A 12,369-nucleotide genomic window follows, 5' to 3' on the forward strand; every position below is an offset into this window, starting at 1 on the left:
CTCCCTTCCCACAATTCACGAGTCACTAATGGACGATCGTCCATTAAATGTTGCGCCAGAATGGCCTTTCGTGTCAATATTCCTGTGAGCTACCTCTATGAGACACTCACAAACGGTTGGTAACATTGAATAAAGCGCAAAGCGTCAAGGAACAAAAACGCGGTTCAAAGCGGGATCCGGAAGCCAATAAACAGCTACTGATCGACGCGACTCTGGACACGATTGCCGATATTGGGGTGACCGATACCTCGGTCAGCCGAATCTGCGAGCGCTCCGGTCTGTCACGCGGAATGATCCATTTGCATTTCGGGGGTAAGGACAATTTACTGACCGCAGCCGCCCAGCATTTCAGCACCGAGTATTATGCCGAGATGGACAGAAGGACAGATCTGGGCCCGAGCGCAAGACCCGAAGACCGTGTTATGGCAGTGATTGAGGCCGACCTGTCAGAAGCACTGCTCAATCCCCGCAGTACTAAAATCTGGCATGCGTTTCGGGGTATCGCAAGCTCTCATCCAGGTATCGCCCGTTACAGCAGCACTCAGGATGACAAACTTGTCGAAACCTTGCGGTCCGCGTTCACAGAGATAGCCTCGGAAAACAGGGGCGACCCGAACCTGGTAGATGACGCAACCAGCGGAACGCTGGCCTTGCTGGAGGGGATGTGGGTGAACTACCTAACCGATATGCAGGGATTTTCACGCCGCCGCTCTGTCAACCTTGTTCGAAGGTTTTTATGCGGACTTTTCCCCGGAAAATTCTAGGTCTAAGCCTAGGCGGCGTCCCAATTCAAATTGGATAGCTCGGAGACAGAAGTTTCTGAGAGATAATTGTTCCGGGCGCATGCAATCAGCTCGCCTGTGCTTTCGTTTTGCAAGATTTGCGATAGCCGTGCCAACACTTAATTGTCCTTACTTCAGATACTGACAGGTGACGAAGCACCCTGCCCCTCGGGCCCTAACGCGCTTGTCCCACTTGTCGAACAGATACAGGTTCTTCGTACCCAAACTGGATATGCGTGACCTTTCCCATAGGCGTGGACTCTGGCTTTACCATCAAAACAATGCCCACACGCCGCCGAAAAAATGTTTCACTTTGGGGAATTTTTTCCAGGCGCCTTCGTAGTTGTATTGTCTGCCATCCCGCAGACCTGAAACAGTCGGAGAATCCAATGTCCCTAAAGTCCCTTACTTTTTCTGGTGTCGCGCTGATTGCGACTGCAACTGGTTCATTTGCGGATGGTCACACCGGTGCGCCAGCCGTAACTGGCAAGCTCAACGGAGAAACCTTCCTGATGGATGCGCACAAGATGACTCTCTATACCTTTGACAAGGACGAAACAGGCGTTTCGAATTGCTATGATGACTGTGCCACCAAATGGCCGCCGTTGATGGGTGATGCCAACATGGAACTGAAAAAAGGCTACAGCCTGATCGAACGCAAGGATGGCAGCGTTCAGATCGCCTACAAAGGAAAGCCGCTTTATCTATGGTTCAAAGACGAAAACCCTGGGGACATGACAGGGGACGGTGTAAAAGGTGTTTGGCATATCGCACGCCCCTGAACCTTGGTGCCGGGGGAAGGTTTCCTCTCCCGGCTTACGTACATGCTTCAGTCATTTGAAAACCAGCTTGAAAACTGCCTCCCCGATCTTTGGCGTTATGCCTGGTCGCTGACCCGTGATCCGGATGCGGCGGATGATCTGGTGCAGGATTGTGTTGAACGCGCCCTGCGCAAACGATTGCTTTGGCTTCCGGGGCGGCCGTTGAAACCATGGCTCACTAAAATATTGTTGAACCTCTACCGGGACAGGTGGCGTCGAGAGTCCAGATTCAACACTGTCGATCTCGACAACATTTCGACGCTGGCAGCTACGACAAGCACGGCCGAAGAACGGTTGGAAATCAAGGCTGTCTGGAAGGCGCTGGATTCTGTTCCTCAAGATCAGCGAGAAGCCCTTCTTTCTGTTGTCATTGGTGGATTAAGCTATGACGAAGCGGCCACAACTTTGTCCATTCCAAAGGGTACGCTGATGTCGCGGATCTCGCGCGCCCGCACTAAAATCAAATCTGAAATGGACGCTTCGGCCGCCGTGAAGATCAGGAGCGTGAAATGACGCACACCCCATCCATCGAAGACCTGGTTCAGCGTAGCATAGACGGTGAATTGACACCGGAAGAAAGCGAACGCCTTGACCGTCACCTTGAACATCACCCGGACGATGCAGCGCGCATCCGTGCATTTCAGCGTCAATCAGACCTGATAAACAAGGCGGTCCCTGTTCCTTCTGCGGCACATCTTCGAAGTCTGCGGAAACAGGCCAAGCCGCCCTCGCCAGTCTCTTTGAGGCTGGTTGCTTCGGTCGCGGTTTTTGCCGTTGGTTTTGGTTTGGGGTCTTATTTGCAACCTTGGGAGAACCGAGCAACCGACGATCTGGCATTGTTCTCGCAACACGCAAAAGCGGCGCATTCTTTGTTCGCCGTTGAAGTTCTTCACCCTGTGGAAGTCGCCGCTACGGAAAAAGATCACTTGCAAACCTGGCTCTCCAATCGATTGGGCTCTGCCATTATCGCGCCACAACTTGGGGAAACCGGGTTTACCCTGATTGGAGGACGCCTTCTGCCCGCAGGCGACCATGCCTCAGCTTTATTTATGTATGAGAATGCAGAGGGTGATCGGTTGAGTTTGATGGCCACGCATGGCGACACAACTCAAACCCAATCGTTTCGGTTTCGACAAGAGGACGGGTATCTTGTCGTCTTCTGGCAGGACGGACCCTGGCAGTATACGTTGGTCGGGGACCAGAAACGTGACCCGATGGAACACATCGCCCGCTTGGCGCATGGTCAAATGATCTAGAAACCGCTTTCGACGGCTTGGCTCGCGCAGAAGATTTGCGACAACACCTTTGAGGTTATGGCAGATCATCCAGCAACATCGGGTACAGCAAGTTTCCTGCCTGCGGCCCGGCCCCAAGGTAATCAACCCATTGATCGGTCGACTCGTTGTACCGCCGGTACCGTTCGATCTTGTCATATAGCCCGTTGACGATGGTTTGCTGCTCTGAAATCGGAAGGCGCACCCAATCATCTTCAGTAATAGTCATGATCTGAGACTTATAGGGCAGGTCAGACAGGTATTCGTCCAACGCCACAGCTTCGGCAAGGCTGGGGTCTGATTGGCGTGATACCTGATCAGGTCTGCGGCTCATGTCTGCGGCAACTCCAAGAACCTGTGCAAAGAACTGATCAGGGTTCACGACGTTCCGCTCGGCCTGGTCGACAATGATCCGCAACGCTTCTTCCAGGTTACTCAGATCCGCCTTCGAGATGAGCAATCTGATAGACAAAGGTTTCAATCCTGGTCGATCAAAATCCCGATCCGCCACATAAGCTTCAAACAAGTCGGGCGCTCGCGCGCCTTCTGTTTTTCCAAGGTAGGCCAGTTGCATAGTCCGGCTTGCTGTACTCAGGCCGGAAAACCTGTTGTCACCTTTGTCAGCAATGGCGTCTTCGTCCAAAATCTCGTCGCCGCCGCTGCGACGATAAGAAGACGTATGCTTTGCCACAATCCCACCCAACGTGCGTGCGGTTTCCTTGTAGACGTCTGGGTCACCGTTCTCGATCGGGAAATACAAGGGAGCAGAATTCGGAAAGGCGGTCAGTTGCTTATAAGCCGCTTCAGCCGAAGGGTGGTCTTTGGCACCTCGCGCGGTACGCAGATGCATGACGGCCATCGCACCACCTATGCGCTCACGGACAATCCTGTTCAGACTTTCGGCGCTCAACCCTGTGGCAGAATACTGATCATCGAATTCGCGTGGACCTGCATCTGTAACCAGTACGATAAACCGTCCCCCAAAGTCGCTCCAGTCCATGTCTTCCAATGCGTATTCAATACCGCGATAGCTGTCTTCGCGAAAATTCTTACTGCTGGATTCCGCTTCTTGCATCTGATCGATGCCACTCAGGAAGTTGTCAACGTTAAGGCCCTGCTGAAGATCCACGAATGTCCGAACGTCATACCCAAGGCCCGGAGCTGCCTCGAGGCTGTCGCGATAGCCAACAAGCCCGAAACTGATCGCGTCTGCTGCCGCTGATCCTGCGGCCTCTCGATAAACCTCTTGCAGTGCTGCACGGGTAGCGCGGATATACGGCTCCATCGATATCGTAGTGTCCACGACAAAGACCACTGCTGTTTTTAAGTCGCCCGAATTCTGACTACCCGATGGCGCCGGGCGGTTCGGGGCGTTGGCACTGGCAACGGCCACTTGCAGCAGATTTACGAACGGTCCGATGTCGAACACAGCCTCTTCCGTTGCCAAGATTGGCATTACATAAAGGTTTTGACGCTGATCAATCGTTTCGCGCGGGCCTAAGGCGATCACGCTTTCTGACGGTTCGCCGCCCTGCTCAGCTGCCAGCGCTTCATCTCTGGCGTTTTTTGCAAGACCGGCGGGGTTTTCGCTTTCGATGATGTCATAGATCGGGTCGATATCATTAAAAAACAAAACGCGTCCGACATTGTCACTGCCTTCCAACGTTGCAACAATGTTCTGATTCCAGGGAATAGCCGCCCCTTCCGGAATCCACATAAGATCGTCGCCTTGATCGCTCGCTCCGATTTGCATCCAGTCGCCGTCACGAGCATAGACAAAAAACACCTGTAATGGAGAAAGAGACGCCGCGGAACTTTCGCTGTCTGGCTCGGGCCTCGCGTCGATCCGCTCACGGATCAGAACCCTTTGATACAGGCTTTCTTTGCCTTCGATTGGAAGCGGAGATCTTGATTGCGCCGTAGCCGGACCGACCATAGAGGCCAACAAGGCAACTAGGGAAATAACTCGTATCAACATCTTCTTCACCTCCTCACTCAGCCAATCGATCCAAAGCCTGACGCGCCGGGTCCGACCCAAGATCAGCTGCGCGCTGATAATAACGCCGTGCTGCCGACGGGTCAGGGCGCGGGAAAGGCGATGTAACGGTGCTGTGCGTTTTAGGATCATACATCTCAGCAATCAGGATATTGGCTGATGCCCGATCCTGTTGGGACAACTCCTGATCGTTGCTGATCGCAATCAGCGCGCCCAAAGCGGCATCCAGATTCTGTGCCCCGCCCACAGCCAAGAGGTCTCGTGCGGCTGTCAGTGGGTTATCGGCAGCAACGGCCTCCTGCGCAATCCCGACAGACTCATTGACCTTGGCTGACGAACCACCAGCTCCTGACAGAAAATACCATGCACCTCCAGCAATTGCGATCAGAGCGACGATACCCGCCGCAATCAAAGGTAGTTTGCTGCCCCCACCCTGGTCGGGCGCGGCAGTCGGCTGACGGGGTACAGCCGCCGAAGTCGGTGCTGCCTTGGCACCGCTCATTGCTGTGCGAAACAAGCCAGGCAGGTCACTGGGACGGTCTTTGGGGTTGGCTTTCAGCAGGTGTTCCAAAACAGATTTCAGACCGGGCGCAACCTTTGGATCGGTTATCTTGATGTCCACCTTTCGGTCTTCAACCGCGGCAAAACCTTTACCTTCACCTGGCAACTCGAGCCCGGTCGTACGCATCAACACAAGACCCAGTGCGTAGGCATCGGTCGCGGCTGAAACACTATTGCCAAACAAACCCAACTGTTCCGGAGCACAATAGCGCAGCTTGCCTGCGAAACTGTCGCCGATAATCGATTTGTCGGTTCCGATGCTGTCAGAGGCCAAACCGAAATCTATGAATTTCGCTTGGTTAATGTCTTCATGCGAGATCATCACATTGTCGGGTGCAACATCTCGATGAACGATGCCAAGTTTATGGATTGCCTCCAGTCCCTGCGCCAGTCGCAACCCCAATTTTAGAACGTCATCGGACGAAAGTCGCGCGCCCTTTTTCAGATAATGTGACAGAGGATGACCTGGTACAAATTCCATGACCAGAAACAAGCGCCCGTCCTTATCCAGCATGGAGGTTTCGAACCGAACCACCGCCTCGCTACGGACAGTTCGCAGCAAATTCGCTTCGCGCCGGAACAGATCAACCGCTTTTTGGTTCTTGGCAAAGCTTGGTGTCATTACTTTGATTGCCACTTCGTGACCGCTGGCCCGGTTCAAACCCCGGAATGTGGCACCCATACCACCTTCACCCAACAGAGACTTGATCTCGTAGGTATCCTGAAGGACGCTGCCGGGTCGAAGCCCAAGTACAGAATGTTCCATAGCTTATGTTACCTCCGGCTCTTCAAACTGATCGCGCTGTGTTTGGAAAAGGTGCGGATATCCATGATTTGAAAACAGATGCCAGCAAAAACAAGCGAAGCGGTAATCCCGAACACCACAGTCAGAAAGGCTGCAATGATGGTCGTTGTATCCGGCCCCAGCGGAGACAGCCGCAACATCGTAATTGCTGTGAAACAGAAAAAGACAATGGATAGACAAGTCGTTATCCAGACCAGTACTTCAAGCGATTTGTTCAATACATCCCGCATAGTTCAACCTTTCCAATTCATTCTTCGACAAACGACAAAGCAACTGCCTGAAAGTCGTTCGCAATCTGATCCAAATCCGAATAGCCAGCTACGCTTCGCGCACCGATATGATCCTGAACCATAGCAAGGCAAGTCGCGCGCTCGCGACCCCGTTCTGCTTCTGTCGGATAGATGAAATCGATCTGCTTGCGCAGCAAAACTGGTGAATACTGATCGACTAGCCCTTCGATCAGGTTGGCATATTCGACAATATCAGCCTTGGCCTTGGCCTCAAGTTCGGCCAGCTTGGCCGCAGCGTCCTCTTTGGCAGCAAGCACTTCGTCAAGGAAAGACTGGTCCCCACTTGCCCGGGCTTCCGCCTCAAGCGCGTCCAGCTCAGGCGCAATTGTTAGTGATGAAATCAGCGCATTTAGATAACGTCGAATGCCCTGCCCGCAGACAAGTACACCCGAGGTCAGGATCAGGCGGATCGACTGGTCGCGTTGCGCGTTACGTTCCACACGCCCCCTGTTCAAGGTGTCCTTGATCACCGCCAGTTGAGTTTTGGTCCGATCCGACAACGTCTCGGCCGATATCTCATCCAGAAGGTCCATCGCCTCCTGTTCGCTGGCCGCTACAGCAAGACCTTCGTCCGGGCGTGCCAATTGGTCCAATCCATCTTTCAGAGCCTGGTCCTGATCAGCCGAGGTAATGGCCAAGCCCTGCAACACAAGACGTGTGCCGGTAAACCGGTCCGCTGAAGAGGTATTGGACAAAATGTCAAACGGCGGCACTTCGAACCGGGTCGAAGAAGTGATGTCCGCCAAGGGTGTGCGTGCATCACCCCCCCGTTTCACAAACCCTCCGGCCTGTCCGTGCAATCGCCCGTGACGGACCAAAGCAAAAGGATCGCCAACGATTTCGGCCGCATTGCCCAGCATGTCGTGCAGACCCAAAGGGTTGGGGCGCAACGAACCTATAACCTGTAATTTACCGCCCGCCGACGCTGTTCCACCATGTGCTATGAATTCGTCCTGCGGCGTCCCTTCCGGAATCGGGGGCAAGGGCGCCCGGAACAGAGCTTGATCAACGGCCAACCCACCGCGGGCAGAGTATTCCCACTCTTCTTCAGTCGGCAATCGCAGATACCCACGTGTTTCACCGACACGCGGTAACGTATCCGGGGCGTTCTGCATCAACCATAGCGTATAGGCCTCAGCAAAACGCTGATAGTCGAGCTTTGATTGGGCGACTGCAGGAACAAACTCGCGTCGGCGGGGTTCCTTTTCGGAACATTGACCAGCCATGACCACATCCCATTGTGCCTGTGCCAACTCGTATTTGGCCATGTAGAAGTAGCCCTTGGCCGCACCATCTTCATCCGCGAACGCACCAGATACAAACGCCCGGCGAAGACCGTTCAGATAGGGCTGCTCGCTTCCTTCCTGACCAAGTACAACCGAAACATCGCCAATCACACCGTCAGTATTAGGAGTTGCGATCTTTCGAAACGTCATCGCTCCGCCGCACGGCATTGGCAGAGTCAAATCTCCCTCGGCGGGTTGCGGATTAAAATATTTCTCGCGCCAAGTGATGTCCTGCGCCTGTGCGGTTGAAGTCAAGCTGAAAAGGCCGATCAGAGTGGCAATCATACTCAGAGGAAGTCTAGGCATGGGTCAAAACCTCCTGTGGTTCAACATTGCGAACGGCAAATACCGCCCAGGCCGCTGCCGTGACAGCTGTCACAGCGCCCAGACCCAGAGTGGCCAGAATGTCACCGGGGTAAAGGCGCGCAATGGCCTCTCCGGGCGCCGTTTCGAAGCTGGCATTGATGGCAAGCAGAAAAGGCAGGATGATAACCAAGGTCGCAATCACACCACCCAGTACAAGCGTCAGGCTTTGCACAACGGGAATGACGCACCGCTGACGATCGGGCATCGTCAACATGGAAAACAAACTGAAGATGACGCGTTGACGCTCGACCATACCACGAAGGTTGGCTGACATTGCAGCCCAAAACCCGAACATCGCCAATGCCGCTACGGCCGTGAAAAGGATGTTTAAATTCCGGCGAAATGACAGCAACAGCGCTGCGTTTTCAGCCCTTGGACGAGATTGCAATCCGATATCCGCCAAATAAGCGGAAAGGGTTGCGATATCTTCGAGCGATCTGGCATACAGGCGATAGCTGGCAAAGCTGTCAGGTTCCGGAACCGGGTCCGTCCAGTTACCAGGTGTCGCGGACAGGTCATCCCGGAACCGCTCAACTGCCAGCAAGTCGGGAACCGACAGGAAGATTGCGGGCCGCGGCCAGATCTCAGGCGAAAGCACACCGATAACCGTCAGGTCGCGCCGCGCGTTCTCGCGCTGCCCGTCGACCTCGCGCCCGATAATCATGTCCAGTGTATCACCTGCGGAAACCGAAAGATCACTTGCCAGCGTGTCTGATATCCAGATCCGGCCGGGACCGACGGCCTCGCCCTTGACCAAGGGGTCACCCGCAGATGACGGGATCAATGGCACCGCCCGCTCCAGTTTCCGCTGCGCCTCATTCCGAACAGCGTTTGCGGATGTGTTGATTGAGCGTGTTGCGGGAACAACAAAACCTACATCTTGCCGCGCACTCAAACCTGCAAAAAAGGCAGCATCATGCTGCCCCGCGCCGATGGCCAGGATTTCACGGTTCGACGGATCTTCGATCAGACGCCCGACCATTGTGCCGATGACCCCATTCTTGAGCGCAAGTATGATCAGCAGAGGTCCAAGAACACCAGCCAAGGCAGCGACAAAACATAAAGCCGATTGCCAGTCGTGCTTTAACTCCCTGAGGGCCAGTTTGGTTGGTATTTTCAACATCATGCCACCTTGGCCGCTACACGACCCGCTGTGGAAAAGATGGAATAGGACTGCCCCTGATGATCCAGAAGCCGATGATCAGCCCGAGGCGTTTGCGCAAACTCACCGGTCTGCGCCTGATGGCTGGCCAACACGACAGCAGACCCGGCCTCTGCCGCAAGATGCACGATCAAGCCCTCGACCTCGGCGACATTCGCGGGATCCAATGCCGACACCGGCTCATCCAGCAGCAACAGGGCCGGTCGACCCAACAAAGCCCGCGCAACGGATACTCGCTGTCGTTGGCCAACAGATAACTGACCCGGCTTTCGCGCCCCATAGTCACCCAGGCCCATCGACCGGATTAGATGGTCCTGCCATTCTGCATCGGGTTCCTGACCCGCAACGCGCACGGGCAGTTCGATGTTTTCGAGCAATGTCAGATATGGAACCAGTGTGTTTGTTTGAAGTACAAATCCCAGCTTGTCCGGCCCCGCAAAATCCGCACGAGGCGTATCCGGCGTCACCGTAACGCCAGCTATCTCGTGGTGCGTATCCGGCAATGCAGTCAACGGAAGCGCCCCCGCGATCAACCCCAGAGCGGTACTTTTACCCGCCCCGCTGACAGCATCCAGAACAATGGTCTCACCTGCCCTCAGGTCCAGTTCTTCGATCACAACAAAGAAACCCGGCGCTCGTTCTATACCAAGGTTCCGGATTGACAGGACGGTATCAGGGTCGTTTGAGGACAAGCGCTATCCCTCCCAGTTCAACCCTCGACGTGGTGTTGATCTGCACCGGCTCATTTGGCTTGAGGCGCCGCCCGTCAACCTTGGTCCCATTCGAAGACCCAAGATCTGTCAGCATCATTTTACGCCCTTGCAGAGAGAGGCTTGCATGACGGCGGCTCAAATTGCGATCAGTGACTGTCAGTGTGTTCTCGCTGGCACGCCCGATGGTGACACCGGATTGCAGCTGCCGAGCACTGAACTGCGCAGAATGACCCGCCATGTCCACGGCAAGAATGGACCGCCCAGAGGACTTGGAAGACGCAGCCGACCGCTCGGGTTTAAAATCAGCCTTGCCGCGATTGTGCGAGACGACATAGTACATCCCACCGATCACCACAGCGCCTCCACCGCACAATACAGCAAGGATGATCAGAAGGTTGCTGTCTGACGTACCACCGGAAACGACAGTTGGATTGTCAGGATCACAACCTGCCTTGTGACGCGTGAACGGGACATTGCTGTCTTGCAGGAAACCGGCGATGGAATTGGCGGATGGTGCAAAGAACGTGCCGTTAGCAGGAGTTTCACCATCCGAATTCAACATGACACCGGCGGTGTTGATCCCCAAAACCGAACCGCAGAAATCGATCATCGGCCCGCCGGAGTTTCCCGGGTTGATTGCTGCAGTGTGCTGAACAATTTCTTGCGTACCACGATTCCGCTGCGTTTTTCCGGGTGAAACTTTGCTGACAGCCCCTTGTGTCAATGTGGTCTCAAAAAAGGCCAGCTCGTTTCCGCTGTCATTGGATACGTCTGAAGTGCCAGGAAAACCGACTGCGGCAACCTGCTCGCCTTTGTTGATTGTCCCAACACGCACCGCCAGAACGTTGGGTTTGTGATCAAAGGATTCCTGCGGTGTGATCTTCAGGATAGCCATGTCCTTTTCAAAGGAATCGTATGCGACCTGAACGCCGTATTTGTAGATCCGGTCGCCTTTCTTGAAACCAACAAACGCGCTGACACCACCTTCGATCACGTGGTGATTGGTCAGGAAATAATACCCGCCTCCACCCGGCAAAGGCGCAAGCACAAAGCCAGACCCGGTTCCCCATCCACCTTCGTATTGGACAACCACACGCCCAACCGCACCATCAGCCACCCTAACGACTTCGGATTGGATCTGCGCGCATGCAGCTGACACGCCGAAAGCAGCTGACCACACAACTGAGAAAAACAATGCACGAAGGGCGATCACAACATTCACATCAAAGTTCCATACGCAATTACGGCCACAGCAACGACCAGAATAAACATCAACACCATTAGCGATGCCTTATACCCAGCACGACCACCGCGCTTGTGTCGAGGCGTGCGACCGTCCTGCGGTCGCTTTGGTTTCGGGTCAGGTGGTTCATGTTTCTCGACAGGGTGACGCAAATCGATACCTGAAATCCGGGCATAGTCTCGCGCAGTCTGAATTCGGTCTCGGGGCAACAGCTGACACCCCATGTCGATCGCATTGAGCAGAACGTCATCATATTGGGCCTGCACACGGTTGCGGATCAGATTCTGACGCACGGGCACATAAGGATCACGACCAGTGGCCCGCTTGTCTTTCCAGCGTTCTTCCGCATTTGGCGGCAGGCTTTGCGACACCATTTCGTAAAGAATAACGGACAATGCGAACAGATCGCTCCACGGTCCTTCGTGAACTCCGCCTGCCAACCCGGTTTTTTCGGGCGGAAACTGCTCGATCGCGGCGTATTTCCGTGTGAACATAGAGGCCAACCCGCTGGACTTGCCCATCAGTCGCGCTGCTCCGAAGTCAATCAGGATCGGCTGCCCATCCTTTCGGATCATGACATTCGCAGGCTTCATGTCGCGATGTACTATCCCAACCTTGTGAACCGCATCCAATGCACCAAGCATTGATTGGAGAAACTTTTTTACGAGGTCCTGAGGTACGGAGCCACGTGCCTCGATCATACGGGTCATCATCCGGTCCAACGGATCGCCGTGGATGTATTCCATCACGCAATAGGCTGTACCATGCTTGCGAAAAGCTGCCCGAACACGCATCAATCCCTGCTGCTGCGGGAGATCGCGCAACATGTTAGCTTCCTGTAAAAACGCCTCGAGCCCCATGTGAAAAAGCTGACGCCCTTCGCTTGTAGGAACGACTGCGTTCTTGGGTCCGCGACTGGCGTAATCCGCCGGGAAGTACTCCTTGATTGCAAATCTTTCGCCTGATTCCCGGTTGCGCGATTGATATGTGATGCCAAAGCCCCCTTGCCCAAGCACGTCCCCCAGGACATAGCCGGCAAAGGTTTCTCCCCTTGGCAAATGAGCGGACAC

General features: G+C 54.6%; 11 protein-coding genes. 4 read left to right on the forward strand and 7 right to left on the reverse strand.

The genetic code is table 11. The annotated features are described in order from the left end of the window. Positions 1 to 125: 125 nt before the first annotated feature. The 4 genes from ACR0BZ_RS11010 to ACR0BZ_RS11025 all read left to right on the forward strand — a co-directional run bounded on the left by ACR0BZ_RS11010 (position 126) and on the right by ACR0BZ_RS11025 (position 2,859). Positions 126 to 764: a TetR family transcriptional regulator C-terminal domain-containing protein gene (locus tag ACR0BZ_RS11010; protein ID WP_480483517.1), complete on the forward strand. Its 639-nt coding sequence runs from the start codon at positions 126 to 128 to the stop codon at positions 762 to 764. A 407-nt stretch (positions 765 to 1,171) separates the two neighbouring features. Beyond that, the gene (locus ACR0BZ_RS11015) at positions 1,172 to 1,564 is read left to right on the forward strand and encodes a COG4315 family predicted lipoprotein (protein ID WP_480920195.1); all 393 of its coding nucleotides are present in this window, start codon (positions 1,172 to 1,174) and stop codon (positions 1,562 to 1,564) included. A gap of 6 nt (positions 1,565 to 1,570) precedes the next feature. Further along, positions 1,571 to 2,116 (forward strand): RNA polymerase sigma factor, encoded by a 546-nt coding sequence (locus tag ACR0BZ_RS11020; RefSeq protein WP_480833017.1) that lies wholly within the window; start codon positions 1,571 to 1,573, stop codon positions 2,114 to 2,116. Beyond that, positions 2,113 to 2,859: an anti-sigma factor family protein gene (locus ACR0BZ_RS11025; RefSeq protein ID WP_480832996.1), complete on the forward strand. Its 747-nt coding sequence runs from the start codon at positions 2,113 to 2,115 to the stop codon at positions 2,857 to 2,859. The genes ACR0BZ_RS11020 and ACR0BZ_RS11025 overlap by 4 nt, the downstream gene beginning before the upstream one ends. 55 nt (positions 2,860 to 2,914) lie before the next feature. Here the strand turns inward: ACR0BZ_RS11025 and ACR0BZ_RS11030 are convergent, their stop codons facing one another. The 7 genes from ACR0BZ_RS11030 to ACR0BZ_RS11060 form a co-directional block, all read right to left on the reverse strand. Next, the gene (locus ACR0BZ_RS11030; RefSeq protein ID WP_480832997.1) at positions 2,915 to 4,855 is read right to left on the reverse strand and encodes a vWA domain-containing protein; all 1,941 of its coding nucleotides are present in this window, start codon (positions 4,853 to 4,855) and stop codon (positions 2,915 to 2,917) included. Positions 4,856 to 4,868: 13 nt separating this feature from the next. After that, a complete protein-coding gene (locus ACR0BZ_RS11035; RefSeq protein ID WP_480483528.1) occupies positions 4,869 to 6,200 on the reverse strand; it encodes a serine/threonine-protein kinase in 1,332 nt (443 codons plus the stop codon). A gap of 286 nt (positions 6,201 to 6,486) precedes the next feature. Further along, positions 6,487 to 8,121, reverse strand: a complete 1,635-nt coding sequence (locus ACR0BZ_RS11040; RefSeq protein ID WP_480483530.1) for a formylglycine-generating enzyme family protein — start codon at positions 8,119 to 8,121, stop codon at positions 6,487 to 6,489. After that, the gene (locus ACR0BZ_RS11045; RefSeq protein WP_480487982.1) at positions 8,114 to 9,304 is read right to left on the reverse strand and encodes an ABC transporter permease family protein; all 1,191 of its coding nucleotides are present in this window, start codon (positions 9,302 to 9,304) and stop codon (positions 8,114 to 8,116) included. Before ACR0BZ_RS11045 ends, ACR0BZ_RS11040 begins: the two co-directional genes overlap by 8 nt. Next, complete coding sequence (locus ACR0BZ_RS11050) at positions 9,304 to 10,035, reverse strand: ATP-binding cassette domain-containing protein (protein WP_480509028.1); 732 nt, start codon at positions 10,033 to 10,035, stop codon at positions 9,304 to 9,306. The genes ACR0BZ_RS11045 and ACR0BZ_RS11050 overlap by 1 nt, the downstream gene beginning before the upstream one ends. After that, the gene (locus tag ACR0BZ_RS11055; protein ID WP_480920196.1) at positions 10,016 to 11,215 is read right to left on the reverse strand and encodes a trypsin-like peptidase domain-containing protein; all 1,200 of its coding nucleotides are present in this window, start codon (positions 11,213 to 11,215) and stop codon (positions 10,016 to 10,018) included. Before ACR0BZ_RS11055 ends, ACR0BZ_RS11050 begins: the two co-directional genes overlap by 20 nt. 59 nt (positions 11,216 to 11,274) lie before the next feature. Beyond that, the gene (locus ACR0BZ_RS11060) at positions 11,275 to 12,369 is read right to left on the reverse strand and encodes a serine/threonine protein kinase (RefSeq protein ID WP_480920197.1); all 1,095 of its coding nucleotides are present in this window, start codon (positions 12,367 to 12,369) and stop codon (positions 11,275 to 11,277) included.

It is taken from the genome of Ruegeria sp. P8 (assembly GCF_056534665.1).

What these genes read in the sequence shown, in the direction of transcription:
- ACR0BZ_RS11015 (WP_480920195.1), top strand. Translation starts at nt 1,172, where the DNA reads ATGTCCCTAAAGTCCCTTACTTTTTCTGGTGTCGCGCTGATTGCGACT.
- ACR0BZ_RS11025 (WP_480832996.1), top strand. Translation starts at nt 2,113, where the DNA reads ATGACGCACACCCCATCCATCGAAGACCTGGTTCAGCGTAGCATAGAC.
- ACR0BZ_RS11030 (WP_480832997.1), bottom strand. Translation starts at nt 4,855, where the DNA reads ATGTTGATACGAGTTATTTCCCTAGTTGCCTTGTTGGCCTCTATGGTC.
- ACR0BZ_RS11035 (WP_480483528.1), bottom strand. Translation starts at nt 6,200, where the DNA reads ATGGAACATTCTGTACTTGGGCTTCGACCCGGCAGCGTCCTTCAGGAT.
- ACR0BZ_RS11040 (WP_480483530.1), bottom strand. Translation starts at nt 8,121, where the DNA reads ATGCCTAGACTTCCTCTGAGTATGATTGCCACTCTGATCGGCCTTTTC.
- ACR0BZ_RS11045 (WP_480487982.1), bottom strand. Translation starts at nt 9,304, where the DNA reads ATGTTGAAAATACCAACCAAACTGGCCCTCAGGGAGTTAAAGCACGAC.